General features: G+C 62.4%; 23 protein-coding genes, 1 other RNA gene and 1 pseudogene. 7 read left to right on the forward strand and 18 right to left on the reverse strand.

Translation table 11 applies throughout. The annotated features are described in order from the left end of the window. Positions 1–69: 69 nt before the first annotated feature. Positions 70–1,872, forward strand: coding sequence for an NAD(P)/FAD-dependent oxidoreductase (locus NKH22_RS07025; RefSeq protein ID WP_023731681.1), 1,803 nt, complete (start codon positions 70–72; stop codon positions 1,870–1,872). On the opposite strand, the gene NKH22_RS07030 is transcribed toward NKH22_RS07025, so the two are convergent. From NKH22_RS07030 to NKH22_RS07040, 3 genes are read right to left on the reverse strand one after another with little or no spacing between them, the layout of a single operon-like run. After that, a complete protein-coding gene (locus NKH22_RS07030; RefSeq protein WP_352909251.1) occupies positions 1,869–2,390 on the reverse strand; it encodes a GNAT family N-acetyltransferase in 522 nt (173 codons plus the stop codon). The genes NKH22_RS07025 and NKH22_RS07030 overlap by 4 nt on opposite strands. A 15-nt stretch (positions 2,391–2,405) precedes the next feature. Then, entirely contained in the window at positions 2,406–2,714 is a 309-nt protein-coding gene (locus NKH22_RS07035; RefSeq protein ID WP_023682084.1) for a hypothetical protein, read from the reverse strand. 4 nt (positions 2,715–2,718) lie between these two features. Continuing rightward, positions 2,719–3,285, reverse strand: coding sequence for a helix-turn-helix domain-containing protein (locus NKH22_RS07040; protein WP_023668339.1), 567 nt, complete (start codon positions 3,283–3,285; stop codon positions 2,719–2,721). A 152-nt stretch (positions 3,286–3,437) separates the two neighbouring features. Between NKH22_RS07040 and NKH22_RS07045 the strand changes: the two genes are divergently transcribed. Beyond that, on the forward strand, positions 3,438–5,270 hold the full coding sequence (locus NKH22_RS07045) for an ATP-binding protein (RefSeq protein WP_023822138.1): 1,833 nt from the start codon (positions 3,438–3,440) through the stop codon (positions 5,268–5,270). A 224-nt stretch (positions 5,271–5,494) separates the two neighbouring features. Here the strand turns inward: NKH22_RS07045 and NKH22_RS07050 are convergent, their stop codons facing one another. Next, positions 5,495–6,286: a GGDEF domain-containing protein gene (locus NKH22_RS07050; protein WP_023668337.1), complete on the reverse strand. Its 792-nt coding sequence runs from the start codon at positions 6,284–6,286 to the stop codon at positions 5,495–5,497. Between the two features lie 130 nt (positions 6,287–6,416). Continuing rightward, positions 6,417–7,400, reverse strand: coding sequence for a tRNA (adenosine(37)-N6)-dimethylallyltransferase MiaA (gene miaA, locus NKH22_RS07055; protein WP_023822137.1), 984 nt, complete (start codon positions 7,398–7,400; stop codon positions 6,417–6,419). Between miaA and serB the strand changes: the two genes are divergently transcribed. Both serB and NKH22_RS07065 read left to right on the forward strand, forming a co-directional pair. After that, entirely contained in the window at positions 7,390–8,277 is an 888-nt protein-coding gene (gene serB, locus NKH22_RS07060) for a phosphoserine phosphatase SerB (RefSeq protein ID WP_352909252.1), read from the forward strand. The two genes, miaA and serB, sit on opposite strands and share 11 nt — an antisense overlap. Beyond that, entirely contained in the window at positions 8,274–8,846 is a 573-nt protein-coding gene (locus NKH22_RS07065) for a GNAT family N-acetyltransferase (RefSeq protein ID WP_352909254.1), read from the forward strand. The genes serB and NKH22_RS07065 overlap by 4 nt, the downstream gene beginning before the upstream one ends. Positions 8,847–8,889: 43 nt before the next feature. Here NKH22_RS07065 and NKH22_RS07070 read toward each other — a convergent pair whose 3' ends face one another. The 6 genes from NKH22_RS07070 to NKH22_RS07100 all read right to left on the reverse strand — a co-directional run bounded on the left by NKH22_RS07070 (position 8,890) and on the right by NKH22_RS07100 (position 15,167). Beyond that, entirely contained in the window at positions 8,890–10,407 is a 1,518-nt protein-coding gene (locus tag NKH22_RS07070; RefSeq protein WP_023682088.1) for a DegQ family serine endoprotease, read from the reverse strand. Between the two features lie 240 nt (positions 10,408–10,647). Continuing rightward, a complete protein-coding gene (locus NKH22_RS07075; RefSeq protein WP_023668333.1) occupies positions 10,648–10,833 on the reverse strand; it encodes a DUF2065 domain-containing protein in 186 nt (61 codons plus the stop codon). 4 nt (positions 10,834–10,837) lie between these two features. Further along, a complete protein-coding gene (gene hflC / locus NKH22_RS07080; RefSeq protein WP_286438801.1) occupies positions 10,838–11,857 on the reverse strand; it encodes a protease modulator HflC in 1,020 nt (339 codons plus the stop codon). Continuing rightward, positions 11,857–12,972, reverse strand: coding sequence for an FtsH protease activity modulator HflK (hflK, locus tag NKH22_RS07085; protein ID WP_023696986.1), 1,116 nt, complete (start codon positions 12,970–12,972; stop codon positions 11,857–11,859). Before hflK ends, hflC begins: the two co-directional genes overlap by 1 nt. Positions 12,973–13,293: 321 nt before the next feature. Beyond that, positions 13,294–13,959 carry a dihydrofolate reductase gene (locus NKH22_RS07090; RefSeq protein WP_352909256.1) on the reverse strand — a complete coding sequence of 222 codons (666 nt, stop codon included), beginning with the start codon at positions 13,957–13,959 and terminating at the stop codon, positions 13,294–13,296. A gap of 191 nt (positions 13,960–14,150) precedes the next feature. After that, positions 14,151–15,167 carry a DUF4424 domain-containing protein gene (locus tag NKH22_RS07100; protein ID WP_023690904.1) on the reverse strand — a complete coding sequence of 339 codons (1,017 nt, stop codon included), beginning with the start codon at positions 15,165–15,167 and terminating at the stop codon, positions 14,151–14,153. Positions 15,168–15,314: 147 nt separating this feature from the next. Between NKH22_RS07100 and cobF the strand changes: the two genes are divergently transcribed. Then, positions 15,315–16,088: a precorrin-6A synthase (deacetylating) gene (gene cobF, locus NKH22_RS07105; RefSeq protein ID WP_023667410.1), complete on the forward strand. Its 774-nt coding sequence runs from the start codon at positions 15,315–15,317 to the stop codon at positions 16,086–16,088. A 202-nt stretch (positions 16,089–16,290) separates the two neighbouring features. Here cobF and NKH22_RS07110 read toward each other — a convergent pair whose 3' ends face one another. From NKH22_RS07110 to modA, 4 genes are all read right to left on the reverse strand, one after another. After that, positions 16,291–16,632: a winged helix-turn-helix domain-containing protein gene (locus NKH22_RS07110; RefSeq protein ID WP_023667411.1), complete on the reverse strand. Its 342-nt coding sequence runs from the start codon at positions 16,630–16,632 to the stop codon at positions 16,291–16,293. A gap of 69 nt (positions 16,633–16,701) precedes the next feature. Continuing rightward, a complete protein-coding gene (gene modC / locus NKH22_RS07115) occupies positions 16,702–17,814 on the reverse strand; it encodes a molybdenum ABC transporter ATP-binding protein (protein ID WP_023690903.1) in 1,113 nt (370 codons plus the stop codon). Continuing rightward, positions 17,811–18,515, reverse strand: coding sequence for a molybdate ABC transporter permease subunit (modB, locus tag NKH22_RS07120; RefSeq protein ID WP_023668326.1), 705 nt, complete (start codon positions 18,513–18,515; stop codon positions 17,811–17,813). The genes modC and modB overlap by 4 nt, the downstream gene beginning before the upstream one ends. 14 nt (positions 18,516–18,529) lie before the next feature. Next, complete coding sequence (gene modA / locus NKH22_RS07125; RefSeq protein WP_155927182.1) at positions 18,530–19,324, reverse strand: molybdate ABC transporter substrate-binding protein; 795 nt, start codon at positions 19,322–19,324, stop codon at positions 18,530–18,532. Between the two features lie 159 nt (positions 19,325–19,483). On the opposite strand from modA, the pseudogene NKH22_RS07130 reads away from it, so the two are divergent. Then, positions 19,484–19,681: pseudogene (locus tag NKH22_RS07130) on the forward strand (TOBE domain-containing protein). A gap of 28 nt (positions 19,682–19,709) precedes the next feature. Here NKH22_RS07130 and NKH22_RS07135 read toward each other — a convergent pair. Further along, a complete protein-coding gene (locus NKH22_RS07135; protein WP_023688064.1) occupies positions 19,710–20,504 on the reverse strand; it encodes a thymidylate synthase in 795 nt (264 codons plus the stop codon). A gap of 341 nt (positions 20,505–20,845) precedes the next feature. Further along, entirely contained in the window at positions 20,846–21,157 is a 312-nt protein-coding gene (locus tag NKH22_RS07140) for a DUF2853 family protein (RefSeq protein WP_023668323.1), read from the reverse strand. 168 nt (positions 21,158–21,325) lie between these two features. Between NKH22_RS07140 and ssrA the strand changes: the two genes are divergently transcribed. After that, positions 21,326–21,684, forward strand: a transfer-messenger RNA (tmRNA) gene (gene ssrA, locus NKH22_RS07145). Positions 21,685–21,896: 212 nt separating this feature from the next. On the opposite strand, the gene NKH22_RS07150 is transcribed toward ssrA, so the two are convergent. Further along, positions 21,897–23,102: a multidrug effflux MFS transporter gene (locus NKH22_RS07150; RefSeq protein WP_023682099.1), complete on the reverse strand. Its 1,206-nt coding sequence runs from the start codon at positions 23,100–23,102 to the stop codon at positions 21,897–21,899. Between the last annotated feature and the right edge of the window lie 17 nt (positions 23,103–23,119).

Genomic DNA, 23,119 nt, shown 5'->3' on the forward strand with positions numbered 1-23,119 from the left:
GCCGGACGTCAAGCTTCGGCAGGGTTCCGTTCGCTACGGGCGGCCAGGAAAAATCGCGGAGGAAATTCAATGCTCGACAAGGCCCCCAACAAGAAGCTTTCCGACCTGCTCGATCGCTTCGGCGCGGCACTCACCGCCGGCGACATCGACAAGGCGGTCGCCTGCTTCCAGGAGGATTGTTACTGGCGCGATCTCGTCACCTTCACCTGGAACATCAAGACGATGGAAGGCCGCGATCAGGTGCGCGACATGCTGGTCAGCCAGTTGGCCAGGACCAAACCGTCGAACTGGGCGATCGCCAAGGGCGAGGATGCCACGGAAAGCGACGGCGTGCTCGACGGCTGGATCAGTTTCGAAACGTCTGTCGCGCGCGGCTTCGGCCACATCCGGCTGAAGGACGGCAAGATCTGGACGCTGCTCACCACTATGGTCGAGCTCAAGGGCCATGAGGAGCCGGCCGGTTTCGACCGGCCGCTCGGCGCCAAGCACGGCCATGGCAAGAACCGCCCGACCTGGAAGGAGGAGCGCGAGAAGGAAGCCGCCGAACTCGGCTTCAAGACGCAGCCCTATACGCTCATCATTGGCGGCGGCCAGGGCGGCATCGCGCTCGGCGCCCGGCTGCGGCAACTCGGCGTGCCCACCATCATCGTCGAGAAGAACGAGCGTGCCGGCGACAGCTGGCGCAAGCGCTACAAGTCGCTGTGCCTGCACGACCCGGTCTGGTACGACCATCTGCCCTATATCGACTTCCCCAAGAACTGGCCGGTCTTCGCGCCCAAGGACAAGATCGGCGACTGGCTGGAAATGTACGCCAAGGTGATGGAGCTGAATTACTGGTCATCGACCGAGGCCAAGAGCGCCGTTTATGACGACAAGAAAAAGGAATGGACCGTTGTCGTGCGCCGCGACGGCAAGGACATCACGCTGAAGCCGAAACAACTGGTGCTGGCCACGGGGCAATCCGGCAAGGCCAACATGCCGAACTTCAAGGGCATGGACACATTCAAGGGCGACCAGCATCACTCCTCGAAGCATCCGGGACCCGATGCCTATGTCGGCAGACAAGCTGTCGTGATCGGCTCGAACAACTCCGCCCACGACATTGCAGCAGCCCTTTGGGAGGCCGGCGCCGACGTCACCATGGTGCAGCGCTCGACCACGCATATCGTCAAGTCGGACACGCTGATGGAGATCGGCCTGGGCTCGCTCTATTCGGAAAAGGCGGTCGCGAGCGGCATGACCACCGCCAAGGCCGACCTCGTCTTCGCCTCCCTGCCCTACAAGATCCTGCACGAATTCCAGATCCCGGCCTATGCCGAGATGAAGAAGCGGGACGACAAATTCTACAAGGGCCTGGAAAAGGCCGGCTTCATGCTTGACTGGGGCGATGACGGCTCCGGCCTGTTCATGAAATATCTGCGGCGCGGCTCGGGCTATTACATCGATGTCGGCGCCTCCGACCTGATCATCGACGGGTCGATCAAGCTGAAAAGCGGTGTCGACGTGAAGGAGATCAAGGAGCACTCCGTTCTGCTCTCCGACGGATCGGAACTGCCGGCCGATCTCATCGTCTACGCCACCGGCTACGGTTCGATGAATGGCTGGGCGGCCGATTTGATCTCACGGGAGGTCGCAGACAAGGTCGGCAAATGCTGGGGCCTCGGCTCCAACACCACCAAGGACCCAGGCCCCTGGGAAGGCGAGCTCCGCAACATGTGGAAGCCGACGCAACAGGAGGCGCTGTGGTTCCATGGCGGCAATCTGCATCAGTCGCGCCACTATTCGCAGTTCCTGGCGTTGCAGTTGAAGGCCCGCATGGAAGGCATCGCGACGCCGGTCTACGCGCTGCAAGAGGTTCATCACAAGGCTTAGGCAGCGCCGCCGATGCGCTTCCAGTAGATGAGCGTGCCGGTCAGCCCGCCATGGGGCTTCAAGGCAAAGTCCGGTATTTCGCCAGTGAGCGTGAAGCCGAGTTTTTCGTAAAGGCCGGAAGCGCCCTCCTCGGTTGCGGTGTCCAGCACCAGAAGCGTGCGGCCTTTCTCGACAGCGAGCGTTTCTGCCGCCCGCATCAGCCGGCTCGCTATGCCTTTGCCGCGGTGTTCGACGCGGGTCATCAGCTTGGCGATCTCGGCCCGGTGCGGCTGATTATCAGGAAAGTCGAGCAGCACGGTCACAGTGCCGACCAGAACCTCGCCCTTCCATGCACCCAGCACCGCTCTTTCACCTCTCTCTGCTGCCACCAACGAGTTGCCCCAGAAGGCCTCCGCCGATTGCCTGGATAAGGGATGCATGAAGCTGACGGAGCCGCCGGCCGCGACCGTCTCGATCAGGAGGTCGGCCAGCCTGTCGCGTGTTTCCGCAGTCAGCGACCTGATTTCGATGGGACTCACCTGCACTTTCCCTTGCTAATCCAGACGCGCGACGCGGCGCCGCTTTCGTCTCGCCTTGATCGCGGCGATGCGATCGGTGTCTTTCGGCTGCAGATGCAGCCCGCGTTCGAGGATTTCGAGCGTGTATTCCTCATAGGTCAGGCCAAGCCGCTCGGCCTTTTCCATGCGCATCAGCATCACGTCACGGCTTGGCGCCTTCCACGCCTTGGCATGCGCTGCCTGCCAGGCCAGGAAGATGTAGGGATCGCCCTTGCCCCATGGCGGGCCCTTGTAATCATCGAGCGGCGGTCCGCCATTGTCGGAGCGCTTGGGACGTCTTGCCACGATTTCAGCCCCTGACCAGCGCAACCAGATAGTCGGCCGGCTGCGGTCCGACGGCATGGAACGTGCAGTCCGACGGCGCGCCGAGCGCCAGGCAGTCGCCGGGCTCGAGACTATGCACCATATCACCCTCGGTGAACTCAAGTCGCCCGGAGATCAGCCACATCTGCTGCTTGATGAAGGCATAGGACGCCGCCGGGAAACTCACACTGGCGCCAGCCGGCAGTTGCACCCGGATCAATTCGAGCGGCGTGTCGGAAACCGGCGACAGATGCCGACGGACATAGCCCGTACCGGGGTCGCGCCAAACCGGCTGCTCACTCTCGCGCAGCAGGCCGCCACCTTGCTGCTCGGCGCGTGCTATCAGCGTCGACAGCGTCATGCCGAAAGCAGCGGCGATGCGCACCAGCAGCGCGGCCGTCGGGCTGGTCATGCCGCGCTCGATAGTGCTGAGCATGGCTTTGGAGACGCCGGAGCGGTTCGCCAGGTCGGCCAACGACCAGTCCCGCAAGGCTCTTTCGGCGTGGATTCGTCTGCCTATCGTGGCCGACATGTCATTCGCTATATCAGTCATTCGTCCAATATATCGAATATTTGGATTCGGAAAAGAGGCCGGCCGGTTGAATTTTCGCTGACGGGTTAACCCCTGCTACACCATCCCGCATCACGCCACCTTAACCCCGTCTGTGTAGGATCGACGCTCCACGAGAATGGGGATCGGATCGTATGTTTGTCGAGCGCGAAGTCTCCGTCGGCGAACCGACCTCGCAGGAGCGCCGCCGCGCAGAGCAGAGCGACAAGCGCATTCTCGGCAACGTCGTGCAGTGCGACGGTGCGCGCGCCACCATCAGCGCCTATGCCGACGACATCGAAGGCGCGGTCACCGGCCTGTGGACCGTCGGCAAGATGATCTCCATCAATCTCGGGACATCGCGCACCGTTGGTCTGGTCTACGAAATCGGCAAGTCGGATCGCGCCTGGAGCAATGAGGGACAAAACCCCATCGAGGTCAGCGTCGAGCTGATCGGCGAAGTGCGCGACGGCGCCGAACCGGGGGCCAAACCGGTGTTCGACCGCGGCATCACCACCTATCCTCATATCGGCGCCATAGCGCACCGCATCCGTACCCGTGATCTGCAGGCGGTCTACGATCTCGCCGGGCGTCATTCGATCACCATCGGTACGCTGTCGCAGGATGAGTCGATCGACGCCAACATCGCCATCGACGACACGCTGGCGCGCCATTTTGCCGTTGTCGGCACAACCGGCGTCGGCAAATCCACCGCCATCTCGCTGCTGCTGCGCAAATCGATCGCCGCCCGGCCCGATCTGCGAATCCTCATTCTCGATCCGCACAATGAATTCGCGGCATCCCTGCCTGAGTTCTGCGTCCGGGTCGATTCCAAGACGCTTGATCTGCCGTTCTGGATGTTCAGGCTCGAAGAATTCGCCGAAGTGCTGTTTCGCGGCCGAGAGGTCGTGCCGGAAGAAGTCGATGTCCTGCGCGACCTGATCCCCGCCGCCAAGAACCTCTATCGCAATCCCAATTCAGGCTCTTACGTGCGCCGCGGCAGCGATGCGCTGACCGCCGACACTCCGGTGCCCTACCGCATGGTCGATCTCATCAAGCAGATCGACGAGCGCATGGGCCTCTTGGAAAGCAAGAACGACCGCCCGACGCTGAAATCGCTGAAGACGCGCATCGAGTCCGCCGCGTCCGACCCGCGCTATCGCTTCATGTTCAATTCGCGGCTGATCGAGGACACGATCCACGAGACGATCGGCAATATTTTCCGTGTGCCGCATCATGGCCGCCCGGTGACCTGCTTCGAGATGGCCGGCATGCCGTCCGAAGTGGTCAACTCCGTCTGTTCGGTGCTGGCTCGGCTCGCCTTCGACCTTGCGCTGTGGAGCGAGGGCCGGCTGAAGCTGTTGCTGCTGTGCGAGGAAGCACACCGCTATATGCCGGCCGATCCACGCCTTGGCTTCGCCCCGACAAGGCATGCACTGTCGCGCATCGCCAAGGAAGGCCGCAAATATGGCTGCTATCTCGGCGTCGTCACCCAGCGCCCGGGTGAACTCGATCCGACCATCCTGTCGCAATGCTCGACCTTCTTCGCCATGCGGCTGGCCAATGAGCAGGACCAGGCGATCATCCGCTCGGCGATCGCCGATTCCTCGGCCTCGACGCTGGCCTTTCTGTCCTCCATGGGCCAGCGCGAAGCCATCGCCTTCGGTGAAGGCGTGGCGACGACCATGCGGCTGAAGTTCGAAAAACTGGCGGAGAACCTGATCCCCGGCACCGCCAAGCGAGAGCAGGACGAGTTCTCGCAGGACGGCAACGACGTCGATCTCGCCGCCATCGTCGAGCGGCTGCGCAACGTCCCGAAACCGCAGCAGCAGATGGCCTTCGCCGAGGTCGTGGACTCCGGCCGCCAGGCCGGCGATCCCGATTACCGCAAGCCGGCCACCGCCCAGCGCGTCCAGCCCGACGACGATTTCGACCTGCGCTACGGCCTCAAGCCCACAACCTTCGGCATGCGCCCGCAGAACGATTGACCTTCAGCGTAGCGACTTTTTTGCCGGCCAATTGAGAAGCCGCCGGAGCGCCAGGGCTCGGCTTCGTTGGCCCGCTTGGGCAAATCCCGAAAGGGAATTCATCAGGCCGAATTGAATGGCGTGGCTTTCGAGAAGCCGGAGCGGAGCGGACATTTAGTCCGTGAGCACCGGAAGTCGAGAAAGCCACGTCAGGCAACCGGCCTCATGAATTCTTCTTCGGGATTTTAGGCGCAGACGCGGTTGCGGCCTTGCCTCTTCGCCTCGTAGAGCTGGCGGTCGGCGCGGCGGTAGAATTCCTCGGCGGTTTCCTTCCGATCCCAGACGGCTAGTCCGACGCTGGTGGTGATCTTGAGGCGGACATTGCCCGACAGCACCGACATGTTGGCAATCGCTTTGCGGATGCGTTCGGCGAACTTCCCCAACAACTCCGCATCCATGTTGGGCGTGACGACGGCGAACTCCTCGCCCCCAAGCCGCGCCACCACATCGTGGTAGCGCGTCATGCCTTTGAGGCAATTGGCGACTGCCCTAAGCACCTCGTCGCCGACATCGTGGCCATGCGTGTCGTTGACCTGCTTGAAATGATCGAGGTCGAGGATCATCAGCCCGACGGGCTTTTCGATGCGGCGGAATTCCTCGAGATATTCCTTCAGCGCATCATCGAAGTAGCGCCGGTTCTGCATGCCGGTAAGGCCGTCGGTCAATGCCGCATGCTGCAGCGTTTCCGAGCGGGCGCTGAGCGAAACCGTCATGGCGCGCAGCTTGCCCTCTTCCGTGGCCTGCCTACGGATCAGCGGGTAGATGAAGAACACGCCGAAGAACAGCGCTGTCGCCAGCAGCACCCCGGTGACAAACAGCAGCGTGTTGAGATAGGCGATCCTCTCGACCCGGGAAGTCGTATCGTGACCGACCGCGATGAACTGCAATTGACCATAGGCATAAAGCGTCACCAGGCCTGCGGCCAGGATCACGAAAATAAAGACGAAAAATGCGGATTCCGCCTTGTGGAAACGCATCTGCTTCCCGTTGCAAAGTACCCGCCGGATCTATGGCATGCCGGCGCCTTACGGACGGTTAATCCAGACAACCGGAGCGGGAATGTTCATTCCTACTTCTGTTTCTTTAATTGTATTGGCAGCACGAAAATCAAATCGCGGTTTGCAAGCGGCCGCCGGGCTGCAATCTCAGCCATTCCGGTCCCAGCTGATGGCGAAACCACGTCGTTTGCCGTTTGGCATATTGCCGCGTCGCTGCCTTGCAGCGCTCGATGGCCTGAGGAAAGCTGATGTCACCCGCCATGGCAGCCGAAAGTTCGCGAACGCCGATCGCCTTCATCGCCGGCAGGTCGGGATCGAGGCCAAGCGCCGCAAGCCGTTTGACCTCATCGAGCGCGCCGAGATCGAGCATGCGGTCGAACCTTGTTTCGATCCGCTCGACAAGGGGGGCGCGGTCCGGCTCGATAACGAAGAACCGAGCGCTGTCGCGGTCGATCAGCGGCCGGCCGCGCGCTGCCTGCCATTCTAGGATGGAGCGGCCGGATGCGTCGAGCACCTCCAGCGCCCGCACGATGCGCTGGCCGTCGGTCGGCTTCAGCTGCATGGCGACCGCCGAATCTTCATGCATCAGGATGCGGTGCAGCTTGGCTGCGCCTTGCTCCTTTAACTCGTAGCGCCAGCGGTCGCGTACCTGCTGCGGAATGTCGGGCATTTCCGAAATGCCCTCGGCAAGTGCGCGAAAATAGAGCCCGGTGCCCCCGACGAAAATCACCGGACGTTCGAAGCCGGCGCCATCGGGTCGCCGTGCAAGCGTGCCGTCATCGATCAGCTTCATCACGTCGCGCAGCCAGGCGCCGGTGGAATAGGCGGTCGAGGGATGCACGTGGCCATAGAGAAAGTGCGGCGCGCGGGCGAGATCGGCGGCATTCGGCCGCGCCGTCAGCACGTCGAGCACCGAGTAGCCTTGCATGGAATCGGTGTTGACGATGACACCGCCCTTGCGTTCGGCGAGATCGAGCGCCAGCGCCGACTTGCCGCTGGCGGTCGGCCCGGCTATCAGGATCGCGTTCTTCACGCGGCCCTCGCCCGCCTGCCCGCCCTCGCCTAGCTGCTTGGAAGTCTCGATGCCGCTCATTGCCACGCTTGTGTCTCACCCCGTCCGCCGCGCGATGTCGGCCTCGCTTGCGAATATGGCCTCACGGTCGGTCGGCGCAAGCGCTGTTCGCTGGCTGGGCGAAGGCGTCGCCTGCGATCTGGTGTTGCCCGAGGGGGCAGAAGCCGCTGAGGCAAGTGCGGCCTTGCGCACAGCACTTGGTTCAGAGCCGGTCGACGTGATCGTTCAGCAGGCCGAAAGCCGCCGCAAGACAATCCTGCTTGCCGATATGGATTCAACCATGATCGACCAGGAATGCATCGACGAACTCGCCGACGAGATCGGCGTCAAGGACCGCGTTGCCGCCATCACGGCACGCTCGATGAACGGCGAGATCGCTTTCGAGCCGGCGCTGCGTGAACGCGTGGCGCTGCTGAAAGGCCTCGATGCCGCCGTCGTCGACCGCATCATCGCGAACCGCCTGACGCTGGCGTCGGGCGGCCGCGCTCTGGTGCGGACGATGCGCGCCAATGGCGCCTGGACGGCGCTTGTCTCCGGCGGCTTCGACGTCTTCACCAGCCGTGTCGCCGCCATGCTCGGCTTCGAGGAAAACCGTGCCAACCGCCTGATCGAGGAGAACGGGCGCTTTGCCGGCCTTGTCGCCGAGCCGATCCTCGGCCGCGCCGCCAAGGCCGATGCGCTGAACGATATCTCGGCCCGCCTCGGCCTGACGCCATTCGATGCGATTGCGGTCGGCGACGGCGCCAACGACCTCGACATGATCCGCCTGGCCGGCACCGGTGTCGCGCTCCACGCCAAGCCGGCCGTTGCTGCCGAAGCCAAGGTCCGCATCGACCATGGCGATCTCACCGCGCTGCTTTATCTCCAGGGCTACCGCCACGAAGAGTTCGCCCAATGAAACCGATGCGCACCGAGCGCCTCATCCTGCGCAATTGGGAAGAGCGCGACCGCGAACTATTCCATCGCATCAACTCCGACGAGCGGGTGATGGAATTTTTTCCGTTCCGCCGCGACCGCGCCGAGACGGATGCCAAGATGGACGAGTTTCGGGGCTGGATCGCCGAGGACGGCTTTGGTTTTGCCGCCGCCGAGATCGCCGCGACTGGGGAATGCATCGGCTTCGTCGGCCTCTTAAAGACCGATCACGTGCCGTCCCTGCCCTCCGATACGATCGAGATCGGCTGGCGGTTGACGCCCGAGTTCTGGGGCAAGGGCTACGTCACCGAGGCAGCCGAGGCATGGCTTGCTTATGGCTTCGAGACGCTTGACCGGGACGAGATCGTCTCCTTCGCCGTCGCGGCCAACCGCCGCTCGACGGCCGTCATGGAGCGTCTTGGCATGAGCCCTGACCCGGCTCGCGATTTCGACCACCCATCCATCCCTGACAGCCACCCGCACCTCAAGCGGCATGTCCTCTACAAACTGTCGCGCACGGACTGGCAGGCACGAAAAAGGGCGGCTCGCTAGCCGCCCTTTCCCTGAAAACAATCTGTTATGGGGCTTTCCGGACTCAATCCATCCGGATCGTCACGAAGCGCAACTCGCCGGTCTTCGACGCCAGCATCAGAAGTGCATTCTTGCGGCCCTGCTCCTTCAGCGCGCCGATCCGGTCCATGACGTCCTTCGGGGTCGCGACCGATTCCTGGGCGATTTCGGTGATCACCTCGCCGGCCTGGATGCCGCGCTCGGCGGCGGCCGAATCCTTGGTGACGTCGGTGATGACGACGCCGGAAACGTCGGCCGCGATGCCGAATTTTTTCCGTGTGTCGTCATTGAGTTCGCCGACGGTCATGCCGAGCACCGAGGCCGTCGAAACCGCGGGCGCCTTGTCGCCGCCCTTGTCCTCATCGGTAGTGCCGTCCTCACCGGCGGCAACCTTCTCGCCGTCCTCAAGCCGGCCGAGCGTCACCTTCACCGTCTGCTCGACGCCCTTGCGCACGATGATCACGTCGACCGCCTTGCCGACCGGGCTTTCCGCCACGACGCGCGGCAGGTCGCGCATTTCATGGATGTCCTTGCCGTCGAATTTGATGATGACGTCGCCGGCGAGAATTGTGCCGTTGTCGACCGGTCCGCCCTTGATCACGCCGGCCACCAGCGCGCCCTTGGCGGTCGCCATGCCGAGGCTCTCGGCGATGTCGTCGGTCACCGGCTGGATGCGCACGCCGAGCCAGCCGCGACGGGTCTCGCCGAACTGGCGCAGCTGGTCGACGACGCCCGAGGCAAGCTGCGAGGGGATGGAGAAACCGATGCCGATCGAGCCGCCCGACGGCGAGATGATCGCCGTGTTGATACCGATGACCTCGCCCAGGCTGTTGAACAGCGGCCCGCCGGAATTGCCGCGGTTGATGGCGGCGTCGGTCTGGATGAAGTCGTCGTAGGGGCCGGAATTGATGTCGCGGTTGCGGGCCGAGACGATGCCGACCGTCACCGTGCCGCCAAGGCCGAACGGATTGCCGATCGCCATCACCCAGTCGCCGACGCGCATCTTGTTGGAATCGCCGAATTTCACCGCCGTCAGCTTGTGGCCCTTCGGGTCGACCTTGAGCACCGCCACGTCGGTCTTGGTGTCGGTGCCGACCAGCGTCGCCTTCAGCGTCACGCCGTCGGAGAAATTCACCTCGATATCGTCTGCATCGGCGATGACGTGGTTGTTGGTGACGACAATGCCTTGCTCGGCGTCGACTACGAAGCCGGAGCCCAGCGACTGCACCTTTTGCGCGCCGCCATCCTTGTCGCCGCCACGGTTCTTGAAGAAGTCGTCGAAGAAATCCTGGAACGGCGAACCCTCCGGCAGCTGCGGCATCGGCACCGCGCCCGGACCTTCCGTGCCCTTCACGGTCTGCGAGGTCGAGATGTTGACCACCGCACCGAGCAGGCCTTCGGCGAGGTCGGCAACCGAAGCCGGTCCGTCCGCGGCCACCGTCGGCGTCACGAAAGCCGGAACGGCAAGCGCGCCGACCATAAGTGCCGCAGCACCTGCGATGAACGTCCGCCGCGCCGCGCGCAGAAGGGTGTTGGATGTCATCGAAAGCCTCCCGGATTGCTGAAAAGAAAAAGCGCTTCGGCAAAACGCCGCGTCGCGTCATGTTGGCAAGAAATACGGCACGTTTGCGGCTATGGCCACATCAGGAGGAGAAATCCTCCGTTACACCTTCTAGAACGGTTGGCCGTCTCGCGGAAACGGCGAACCGTTCAATCTCTTTGCTTTTACGCAATTCCGGACGGAAACCGCTCACACTTTCCTGGAATTGCAGATCAGCGGTCCTCAGCCACGCACCAACCAGACGATGCCGACGCCGATGGCGATCGCCACCAGCCCGACGATGCGCAGCGCAATTTCCGGCGTCGACAGCACTTCGCCGGCAAGACGTTTGGCAAGGCCGGGAAAGCCGCCATAGACCAGGCCCTCGACAACGAGGACCAGGCCTATGGCCGCAAGGAAATCCTGCACCGCCCTACTGGGCGGGTGCAGGTTGTGCAGCCGGCGCGGCAGGTGCCGTCGCCGGCGCGGCAGGTGCCGTCGCCGGCGCGGCAGGTGCCGTCGCCGGCGCGGCAGGTGCCGTCGCCGGAGCCGCAGGTGTCGCCGGCTTCGCGTCCGTACCGTCCGGATTGCGGAAGAAGCGGAAGAACTCCGAGTTCGGCGAAAGCACCATCGTCGTCCCGGAGTTGTCCAGCGCCGTGCCATAGGCATTCATCGACCGGTAGAAGTCGAAGAACGCCGGATCGCGTTTGTAGGCGTCGGCAAAGGTCGCGCTGCGCTGGGCTTCACCTTCACCACGCAGGATTTCCGATTCCTTGCGCGCTTCGGCGACGATTTCCACCACTTCGCGGTCGGCGCGGGCGGTGATGCGCTGCGCGGCCTCTTTGCCGCGCGCTCTCAGCCGTTCGGCCTCGGCCAAACGTTCGGCCTTCATGCGGTCGAAGGTCTGCTGCGAAACCTCGGCCGTCAGATCGGTTCGGCGGATGCGCACATCCTCGATCTGCAGGCCGAGCGAGGTGGCGTCGGGCCGAAGCTGATCGCGCACTTCGCGCATCATCACGGCCCGCTCTTCCGAAAGCGCCGCCTCGAAGTCGCGCAGACCGTAGACACGGCGCAGCGCCGCATCGAGACGCGTCCTCAGTCGTGCTTCGGCCAGTGTGATCTGACCGGACACGGCTGAGCGGAACACGCGCGGATCCGAGATGCGGTACGCGATGAAAGCGTCGACCTCATAGAACTTGCCGCCCGAAACCTGGACGCGAATGTTATCGAGATCGAAGCGCAGCACCCTGTTTTCGATCAATTGCACACTGTCGGCGTCGAAGAAGGCGAAAGGCGCCTTGAAATAGATGCCGGGTTCATTCTTCACGTCGACGATCTCGCCGAACCGCAGCACGAGCGCCTGCTGGCGCGCGTTGACCACGAAGACCGAGGAGTAGAGCAGGAACAGAAGCACGGCCGCGATGACCGCGATGATGGGAAGACGATTGGCCATCACTGGGCTCCTCCCGTGGTCGCAGGCGGCGGCGCCTTCGGCTGCAGTGCCGGCAGCGGCAGATAGGGAACGACCCCTTGCCCATTGCCCTGTTCGACGATGACCTTGTTGGAATCCTTCAGCACCTTCTCCATCGTTTCCAGATAAAGCCGCCGGCGCGTCACGTCGGGCGCCTTGGCGTATTCGTCATAGACCGAGATGAAGCGCTGCGCCTCACCTTCGGCTTCCTGGACGACACGGTTCTTGTAGGCTGCCGCGTCCTCGCGGATCTGCGCCGCGGCGCCACGCGCCTGGCCGAGCTTCTGGTTGGAATACTGGTTGGCCTGCTCGACGAACTTGTCTTCGTCCTGCTCGGCGCGCTGCACTTCGTCGAAGGCATCGGCAACTTCACGCGGCGGGGCCGCGTCCTCGATCGAAACCGCGTTGACGTTCAGGCCGGCCTTGTAGCCGTCCAGCGTCGTCTGGATGATTTCACGCACCGACGCCGCAATGCCCTGACGGTCGTCGCGGAAGATGTCCTGGGCCGGTCGCCGGCCGACCGCTTCGCGCATGGCGCTCTCTGCGACCTGCTGCAGCATGCCTTCTGGGTCGGAGACGTCGAACAGATAGGCCCGGGGATCGGAGACCTGATAGGCCACCGAAAACTGGACGTTGACGATGTTCTGGTCGCCGGTAAGCATCAGCCCCGACGAGTTGCCGCTCGTCGCGCCGCCACCACCGATATCGACGAGTTGTTCGGCGATGTTGGCCGTCTCGACGGTTTCGACGGGCCACCAATGGAAATGCAGACCCGGCTGCGACAGCTCCGCCTTCGGCTTGCCGAAGCGCAGCTCGACCGCAACCTCGTCCGGCTGCACGGTGTAGACCGCCTTGAACGCCCACAGCACGATCAGGGCCGCTGCGATCAGCGCAAACACGGCCGGGCTGGCGCCGCCGCCACCGGGCAGCGCGCGCCGCAGCCGGTCCTGGCCGCGGCGGATGATGTCTTCGAGATCGGGAGGTGACCCCGGCGGGCCGCTAGGCCCCTTCGGTCCCTGCCCCCAGGGTCCCTGATTGTTGCCGCCGCCGCCACCCCATGGGCCGCCGCCACCGCCGCTCTTGTCGTTCCAGGGCATGAATGTCCTTTCGCTTGGAATTCCCTCGGCGCCGGCGTTGCGGCGCAAAATCCAGTTGTTCTTCTATAGGGATGCCGCGATGCGCTTTCAACGCGATCCGACACTGCGCCGTCCGATTTGGACCGTTGCAAGCAGCAAATTCCAATAAGTCGCCCTATGAACGCGGCGTATCGTCGAGGGGAAGGCACCAAATGGCGAAAAGCGGGTTGGCATCCGCGCGCATGGCATGAGCGATGTCAGGCGGATTGTAGACGACCCCGCCGACCCGGGTTCATGCCACGCCTCGGCATTCTGGCGCCATTCCCCTCCGACAGGTAACAGCTAAAGCTCTGACAGAAGATCCAACTGAGACGGCTCCAAAACAGTCTCGGGATTTGAACGGTCCATCATCGCCTCATATCTCGCCCACGCATCCCATACGGCTCTGTCGTCAGCTGAAAATTCGTTCTTCGAGGCGAACCTGTGGAAAGGTTTCCGCCGAACGATGCAAGAAATTCTAAAGGCGTAGTCGTCCGATTCTGATTTCGGAAATTCCTTTTCAAATCGAAACCACCACTCCCTACCGTCAAATTCCCTTTCGAATTTAGCATCGCCGTTTATCGGTCCGCTAAATACGTCAGTCAAAAAAACTATGTTTATATATTTATGAAAAATATTGTATATCTCTTCTCCGCCTATCACAAAGAACTCTTTCTTTAGATTTATTATAGAATACTGATCGGCAATAAGCAGTGCAGTTTCTGGGTTTGGTGCCCATTTAACGTTTTCAGTATCTTCGATTAGATGCCGAGATAGAATGATATTTCGCCTATTTGGCAAAGGCCGACCAATGGACTCGAAGGTTTTTCGTCCCATTATGACGGCATGACCTTGAGTGCGGCTTTTGAAATGCTTTAGGTCTGTCCCTAGGTGCCACGGGAGGGTGTTCTCTACCCCGATAATTTTGTCCGGATAGCTCCGAGCCACAAGAGAAGTGGCGGAAGGCATTCTCGTTCTAGGCTTGCCCGACAATCAAATCCCCAAGGCTGTGCAATGCAAAACAACTAGATCGCATCTAGCAACTTAACAGCCGGCTCGTCGCAAATTTTGGTGCCTCTTGCAATCGCTTAGCCACGGTAAGCCGCCGTCGCGCCCGATGACGCCGTTCTGCGCAATGGCGACATAGATCGCGACGTCCATCAGTTGGCTCCCCCGGCGCCGTCATCCGACGGCTCCAAAAGCAATATGTCGATGTTGTGCTCGGGATAGAGATCCTGCGCCGCCGTCTCGAAGGTCGTCGGCCCGACCTTCTTGACATTGTCGCCGCAAAACGAGATCAGCGCTTTCGGATTGCCCTTGTCGACGGTTAGCTTGAACTTGCCGATGCTGCCATTGGCCCAGTTGCCGCCGGTGGTCAGGATATAGGCTATGCGGTTCTCGTAGAAATGCGGATAACCGTCGGCCTTGGCGGCCTGCCGCACCGCATTCTCGAAGCTGTCGTCCATGCAGTAGCGGGTCTTGTAGGTCGTGTACTGGCTGCCCTCGGTGAACTTGCCGTTATAGAAGAAACTCACCGATGACGTGCCGCCGACGCTCGGTTTGTAGCGGTGCGAGACGTGGACATCCTTGTTGGCCGGAAATATCGCGCGCCACCAATAGGTCGAGCGCAACTGCCACCACGGCGTATAGACCTTGTTCGCCTCGGTACCGTCGCTGCCCGTATCCTCGATGATGATGCCGCGGTTTTCCCAATCCTCGGCGACCGTTTTCGGCAGCTTCGCCAGGGCCGCCTTGGCCGCATCGCCGAACGGATTGAACGGCACGTTCTGCGCCTTCAGATCGGCGCCGATATCGATGCCGACAGCGAACACTTTCTGCTCGAGCTGCGGCTTTGCCGGCGCTCCGTCGATCGTCACCTCGAAGCCAAGGAAATTGTCGCTCTGGTTTTCCGGGATGGCCGGCATTTCCTCCGGATTGCCTTCGATGTCCGGCAGCGGAAAAGCGACGATGGCATTTACATCCTTGTCGGTGTTGTTGTGGAAGACGTAGTCGACCGTGATCTTTTCCGGCGAGATATAGAGATCCTCGCTTTGCATCGACACCGCGTCGCTACGCGACAGGATCAGGCCACCTGTGCCGAGTTCGGCGGTCGTATCATTGGCCAGCGCGGGCACGGCTAAAAGCGCCAGCGCTACGGACAGAACATATTGCAACATCGAAGCCCCTCGCCAAGAATGCCGCGACCCTAGCCGTTTCAATGTGGCGTTTCAAAGCCTTCCGTCTCCCAGCAGGACGCCACAGTGTCTGGACACGCCAATCGGCGGTCTGGACTAACAGGTTTCGATCGGGCAGGAGTTCGCGTCATGCGCAAGCTTCTCGTCATCGGCATCGGCGCCGGCAATCCCGACCATATGACCGTGCAGGCCATATCAGGCCTAAACCGGGCGGACGTCCTGTTTATCCCCGACAAGGGGGCGAAGAAGAACGACCTTGCCGAATTGCGCCGCCATATCTGCGACCGTTTCGTCAGCAATCCGAAATCGCGCCGCGTCGAGTTCGACGTGCCGGTGCGCGCCGAGCCGGCGCCTTCCTATCGCTCAACCGTCGATGACTGGCACGAGGCCATCGCCCAGATTTATGAGAGCCTGGTCCGCGACGAACTTGCCGAGGACGGCTGCGGCGCCTTCCTGATCTGGGGCGACCCCTCGCTCTATGACAGCGCGCTGCGCATCCTCGCGCGCGTACGACTGAGGGGCAATGTCGCATTCGAACTGGAGGTCATTCCCGGCATCACCGCCGTCCAGGCGCTAGCCGCCGGCCACAAGATGGCGCTGAACCGCATCGGCGACCCCGTGCTGATCACCACCGGCCGCCGCCTCGCCGAACAAGGCATGCCGCACAATGCCGGCAGCGCCGTGGTCATGCTCGACGGCAAATGCGCCTTCAACACGCTGGCAGACAAGGATCTGATCATCCATTGGGGCGCCTATCTCGGCACACCGGACGAGATCATCGTTTCCGGTCGCCTGGGTGATGTCGGCGAGGAGATTGAGAGGACGAGAGAAGAAGCCCGGAAAAGAAAGGGCTGGATCATGGACACCTATCTGCTGCGTAAAGCAGGAGAGCCCGAGGAATAGCGCGCTCAAAGGTCGAGTTCCTTCGCGCCCCCCTCTGTCCTGCCGGACATCTCCCCCTCTAGTGGGGAGATTGGCCGTCACGGAGGATTTCGCCAATCGCCTAACAGATTAGCGCCCGTCTACGGGCTAGCTGATCTCCCCCCTTGCGGGGGAGATGTCCGGCAGGACAGAGGGGGGTGTGACGGATCGCAAGCTTCAACCCTCACCCAGCATCGATCTCCGCCTGCAAGGCGTCCATATGCGTGGCCGCCGCTGCCGCCGCAGCGCGCTCGATAGCGCGAAAACGGCTGACAACTGCAAGGCCAACTGAGGTCAGCTGTGCGCCGCCACCCTTTTTGCCGCCGGTCTGCGCCGCGACCAGTGGCTTGCCGAACACACGGTTCATATCTTCCACCAGATCCCAGGCGTGCTTGTAGGACATCTCCATGCCGCGTGCCGCAGCCGAGATCGAGCCGAAAGTGGCGATCTGCTCCAGCAATTCGATCTTGCCCGGACCTATGCGCCCGTCCGGATCGAGATTTATCCGCAGGCTCAGCGACGGCATCTCTTGTCCTCCACAGTCACACTAGCCCCTCTCGACCCATAGCGCTATTCCAAAACGATATAGCGGTTATCAGCCATCCGCTTCGGCCGGCAGCCCGGCGCCGGTGTTGGCACGGTCGAAACTGACCGTCTTGATCACCGCGAAGACCTTGCCGCCGAGTTGAAGGTTCAGTACCTGCCTGGATTGTTCGGTAATGCGCGCAAGCACGGTTTCGCCATTGCAGTCGATGCCGATTTCGACCGTCGGCCCCTCGCCCGAGCCGATTGCGACGATGGCGCCCGGCAGGATGTTGAGCGCACTGAGACCTTTCGGCTGTTCGGTGGCGATCATCACGTCGCGGGCGCGGATTCGGATGCGCACAGGCGCGCCGACCGAGACCGCCAATTGCGGCACCCGGATTTCGCCCGCCGCCGAGCCGAGCACGGTCATCCCGAAGATCTCATCATGGCGCAGCACCTTGGTGTCGAGAACCGCGCCGCCCTCGCCGCGTTCCTCGGCCGGCAGCAATTCGAGCCGTTGCATGATCGCGCCGGTCGGGCCTGAGGCAGCGACCTTGCCTTGCGCCATCACCACCACGTCGCTGGCCAGCCGCGCCACCTCGGCGACGGAATGGCTGACATAGACGATGGGCAGCTTGGTCTCGTCGCGCAGCCGCTCGATATAGGGCAGGATCTCGGCTTTGCGCGCATCGTCGAGCGAGGCCAGCGGCTCGTCCATCAACAGCAGTTTCGGGCTGGCAAGCAGCGCCCGGCCGATCGCCACGCGCTGCTTCTCGCCGCCCGACAGCTTTGCCGGTCGCCGGTCGAGCAGTGGACCGATGCCGAGCAGTTCGACGACCGCGTCGATATCCGCATAGCGCTCCGCCGGCGGCGTGAACCAGCGGCCGTAGCGCAGATTGCCGGCCACGCTCATATGCGGAAACAGCCGCGCGTCCTGGAACACCATGCCGATCCGGCGCTTGTGCTTCGGCACGAAAATGCCGGCATCGGTGTCGACCAGCACACGGCCGTCGACCGCGATACGGCCCTTGGTCGGCCGGATCAGGCCGGCGATCACGTTGATCAGCGTCGTCTTGCCGGAGCCCGAGGGCCCGAACAGCGCCGTCAGCCGCCCGGCGCTTTCGAAATGCGCGTCGATGGCGAAATCGCCGAGCCGATGGCTGATGTCCACCAGCACACTCATTCGATGTCCATCCGCCGGCCGACGCGCCGCGCCAGCACTTCCGAGGCTACCAATGCGGCCATCGAGATGACGATGGAGATCAGCGTCAGCCTGAGCGCCCCGTCATCGCCGCCAGGCACCTGCGTGAAGGTGTAGATCGCCGAAGGCAGCGTCTGCGTCTCGTTGGGAATGTTGGAGACGAAGGTGATGGTGGCGCCGAACTCGCCCATCGCCTTGGCGAAGGACAGGATCGAGCCGGCGATCAGCCCGGGCAGGATCAGCGGCAGCGTGATGGTGGCGAAGACCCAAACCGGGTTGGCGCCGAGCGTTCCCGCCGCTGCCTCCATTTTGCGGTCGACCGCCTCGATCGACAGCCGGATCGCCCGCACCATCAGGGGAAAGCCCATGATACCGCAGGCCAGTGCGGCGCCGGTCCAGCGAAACGAGAAGACGATGCCGAAATGCTCGGCCAGGAACGCTCCCGCCGGCCCGCGCCGGCCGAAGGTAAGCAGCAAGAGATAACCTGTCACCACCGGCGGCAGGATCAACGGCAGGTGAACCACACCGTTGAGCAGCGTCTTGCCCCAGAATTTTCCGCGGGCCAGCAAAAGCGCCATCAAGATGCCCGGCGGCAGGCTGAACAGCATCGCCACCGTCGCCACCTTGATCGACAGCCGGACCGCATTCCATTCGTCGGGAGTGAGGTCCAGCAGCCAGTTCATACTCAGCCGCTACCTTAATTGCTCGGCGTGAGCACGGTGAAACCCTGATCCCTAAACAGTTCCGCCGCCTTGGCGGACTGCAGGCACTTCAGGAAGGCCGGCGTATCCTTGTCCTTCGAATCGGTGGTCTCGGCAACCGGATAGATGATCGGCGGGTGCGAATCCTCCGGGAAGGTGCCGACCACCTTGACTCCCTTGTCGGCATGCGCGTCGGTGGCATAGACGATGCCGAGCGCGGCCTCGCCCGTTGAAACCAGCTTGAGCGCGGCGCGCACATTCTCGGCCTGCGCCACCTTGCCTTCGACCGACGACCAGACGCCGAGCGATTCAAGTGCCGCCTTGCCGTATTTGCCGGCCGGCACCGCCTTGACGTCGCCCATGGCAAGCCTGCCGTCGCCAACCAGCTTGGCCAGGTCGAAGCCTTTCTCGATCCTGGTCTCAACCTTGGAATCCTGTGGCGCCACCAGCACGATCTGGTTGCCGAGCAGTTTCACCTCGGTTTCCGGCTTGGTCAGTCTCTTGTCGGAGAGGTACTTCATCCAGTCGAGATCGGCCGAAATGAACACATCGGCGGGCGCCCCGCTTTCGATCTGCTTGGCCAGCGCCGAGCTCGCGGCGTAGGAGACGGTCGCCGCTTCACCGACATCGGCTTCGCAGGCCTTGGTGACGGCGTCGAGCCCGTCCTTGAGGCTGGCTGCGGCAAACACGATCACCTTGTCTCCCGCGTGAGCCGCCGGCATCACGGCCATCAGAGCTACGGCAAAGCCGCCAATCGCGATTGCCCTCATACCAAAACCTTTGTGCCCCAACATGAAAACTCTCCCTGGGCTTGAAATCTGCTGGCTCGACTCCTGCCGACCGATATATCTGGATGAATATAACAAGGGAAGGCCGCCTCCTGCGAAAGCGTATGTTCGGCATCGATTGTTCTGGTTTGGACGTGCACCGAAACCCGGAAAGGAACTCCGATGAAGATCAGCGCCCGCAACATCCTCAAGGGAACGATCGTCGAGATCGTCAAAGCACCTCGCCTGTCCGCGGTGATGTCGCCGGCTCCGTCGTCACGCTTCGATCACCAACGAGGCCGTTGCCGATCTCAAGCTCGAAAAAGGCAAGCAGCCTATACCATGATCAAGGCAACCGACGTCATGGTCGACATCGATTGAGGGTCGGAATTGATTGACGGTGGACGGATCAGACCGCGATCGGCGCCTTGATCGAAGCGTCGGCAAAATAGTTTTCCAGCCGGAAATCCTCGAAGCGGAAGGCGAACAGGTCCTTCACCTCCGGATTGATCCACAGCGTCGGCAGCGCCTTGGGTGTGCGCCGCAATTGCTCGCGCGCCTGCTCGAAATGGTTGGAATAGAGATGCGCATCGCCCAGCGTATGGACGAACTCGCCGGGCTTCAGCCCGGTCACCTGCGCCACCATCAGGGTCAGCAGCGCGTAGGAAGCGATGTTGAAGGGTACGCCGAGAAAAATGTCGGCCGAGCGCTGGTAGAGCTGGCAGGACAGCTTGCCGTCCGAGACGTAGAACTGGAACAGGCAGTGGCAGGGCGGCAGCGCCATCGCCTCCACTTCGGCCGGGTTCCACGCCGAAACGATCAGCCGGCGTGAATTCGGATTCCTGCGTATCTCCTTCAGAACATTGGCAATCTGGTCGATCGACCCGCCATGGCCATCCGGCCAGGAGCGCCACTGCTTGCCATAGACCGGGCCGAGATCGCCATTCTCGTCGGCCCATTCGTCCCAGATCGAAACGCCATGATCTCTAAGGTATTTGATGTTGGTGTCGCCGGCCAGGAACCACAGGAGTTCATGGATGATCGACTTCAGATGCAGCTTCTTGGTGGTGGTGACGGGAAAGCCGCGCGACAGGTCGAAGCGCATCTGGTACCCGAACACCCCACGCGTGCCGGTGCCCGTGCGGTCGCCACGGTCGGCGCCATTGTCCAGCACATGCTGCAAAAGGTCGAGATACTGGCGCATCGGCTTCGCCTCGATTCGGGGTTACCGCCATCATAACCGACTGGCCGCCGGCCGAACACAGCAAAAGGACCAGAACGCGGCTTGCCCCATCACTCTTCAAGGGTTAGCGTTGCCCCTCACCTGCCTGCCGGCATCCTCTCCCCGTATAGGGACGGGGAGAGGGGCGCTGTGATCAGCGGTTTCGCCAATCACAAGCGTTCGAGAGAGAGAGCCAAGGCTGCGGTCAGCCCTTTCTCCCCGTCACTATACGGGGAGAAATGCCCGGCAGGGCAATGAGGGGCGGTGCTGACCTCCGGTGAGGAGCAAAATCAAACGCGCGCTCTGCCTATCGGCAATAATCTCTACAAAGAGCCGAGCTTGCCCAGATCCTTGGCGACCAGATAGTAGAAAGTCACGCGGCTCTTGGAGCTGTCGGCGGCCAACGCCTTGCAGGTCTTCTCGATCGCTGAGTCGGCTTTCGCCCCGTCGGTCACGCCAAGTTTCTTGGCAACCCAGTTGGTCTTGACGCGCTCCAATTCCTTGGGGTCGGTGCAGGATACCAGCGAGGAATCGCGGTTGCGCAGCGCGATGCCCAGATGTTTCACAATCTTGGCAACCACATCGGCATTTGCGGCGGCGTCGTATTTCTTCACGTCTGCGAGATAATCGGCCATCAAATTTCCCCATGTCGGCGCCACGGGATCCGATCGATGAGGGCTGTGGCGCGCTGCCGCAACTTGTGCGCTCGGTCGATACTCCTCACCATCGCAAAGCTTCGGTTGAGACCGCCCGCGAGTCAACCCTCGGCGCCGCAGTTTGGTGCGGCCAAGAAGTGTCATTGCGGCCTTTCATTTTGTGCGCCCGCCCCCTATATTCGTTTTGTCGGCTTGACCGACTATGGCGATAAATGGGCGATGTAATAAGCCGTTCGGACCCGGGGGCGGTACCCGGCGCCTCCACCAAGAACCGTTCTGTGATCAGAGCGGCTGTTGCTGGGGGCGAAATAGGATCGACGAAGGTGTAAAGATCGTACTTTTGCCCGGCATGGTACCACCGTCATCGGGCTAAACCTGTAGTTGCAAATGACAACTATGCGGAAGCACGTCTCGCCGCGTAAGCGGTGCGATAGCTTCAAATCAAGCCCTAGAGGTTCGCACTTCTAGGCGGGGTTCGGAGGTACCTGGCAACAGAAACCTCCACTTCTCCCCTCCTCGATATCGTACGCTCAATGCCGGCTGCCGCTGGCCGGATTTCGCATGACGATGGGCCGCGAAGCCTACACCAAATTGAGCCATGAGCTGGTGCAATTTGCCGCTGGCGTCGGTCGAAGGCCGTGGTTCTGGCCGGGGCCGGATTACCCCAGACGTGAAAAAGGCCGGGATGACCCGGCCTTTCCGGTCGATGGCGGTCAGCTTACTCGGCCGGCGCTTCAACGGCTTCGCGCGAGCGGCCAAGCGTCAGTTTGGCCAGCGTGAACGAGATCACCGCGCAGAGCGTGATGCCGGCCACCATGGGCAGCGGGGTGCCGTCGAAGAAGATGCCGGCGACGCCCATCGCCAGCGCACCGATGGCGAAGTGCAGGGTGCCCATCAGCGCCGAGGCCGTGCCGGCGATCTCGCCATGCTCTTCCATGGCCAGCACCGACGTCGTCGGGATGACCAGGCCGAGGAAGCCGTAGCCGACGAACAGCAGTGCCGCCATAACATCGAGCCGGTCGACGCCGGTCGCCATGACTGCGAACAGCACAACCATCGTCGTGGCATAGCCGGTTACCGCCACCCAGACGACGCGCTTCAGCCCGAAGCGCTCCGACAGCATCCCCGTCAGTTGCGACATGCCGATGAAGGCCACCGCATTGATCGAGAAGAACACGCTGTAGACGGAAGGCGACAGCCCGTAATGGTCGATCAGGATGAAGGACGAACTCGAGAGGTATACGAAGAAGCTGGCGATGCCGAAGCCGGCGATCGCCACCAGGCCGAGGAAATTGCGGTCACCCATGAGGAAGCGATAGCCGGCGAGTGCGGTTCCGAAGGACGAACCGACGCGTTCTTCCGCCGGCCGCGTCTCCTTCAGCGAGGTCGCCAGCAGAATGGTGGCCAGAAGGGCCGCGCCCGTCACCGTCCAGAACACGGCGCGCCAGCCAAAATTCTCGATGATCTGGCTGCCGGTCAGCGGCGCCAGGATCGGCGACACCGAAAACACCAGCATCAGCAGCGACATCAGCTTGGCGGCTTCGGTGCCGGTGTGCAGGTCGCGCACGATGGCGCGCGGCACCGCCATGCCGGCGCTGGCGCCCAGCCCCTGCAGGAAGCGGAAGGCGATCAGCCATTCGATGGTCGGGCTCATGGCCGAACCGATACCGCCGACCATGAACAGCGCAAGGCCGCCGTAAAGCGGCAGCTTGCGGCCGACCATGTCGGAGATCGGTCCGACGACGATCTGGCCGAAGCCCATCGACAGGAAGAAGATCAAAAGGCTCATCTGAACGGCGGCGGTGCCGGCATGCAGATCCTCGCCGATCGAAGGCAACGCCGGCAGATACATGTCGATGGCGAAGGGGCCGATAGCGGACAACAGGCCGAGCACGACCGCGATGCGGAGGAATTTGGGACTCATGATAAAGGCTTCTTTCA

It is taken from the genome of Mesorhizobium sp. M1252, assembly GCF_040318265.1.
Classification (GTDB): domain Bacteria; phylum Pseudomonadota; class Alphaproteobacteria; order Rhizobiales; family Rhizobiaceae; genus Mesorhizobium.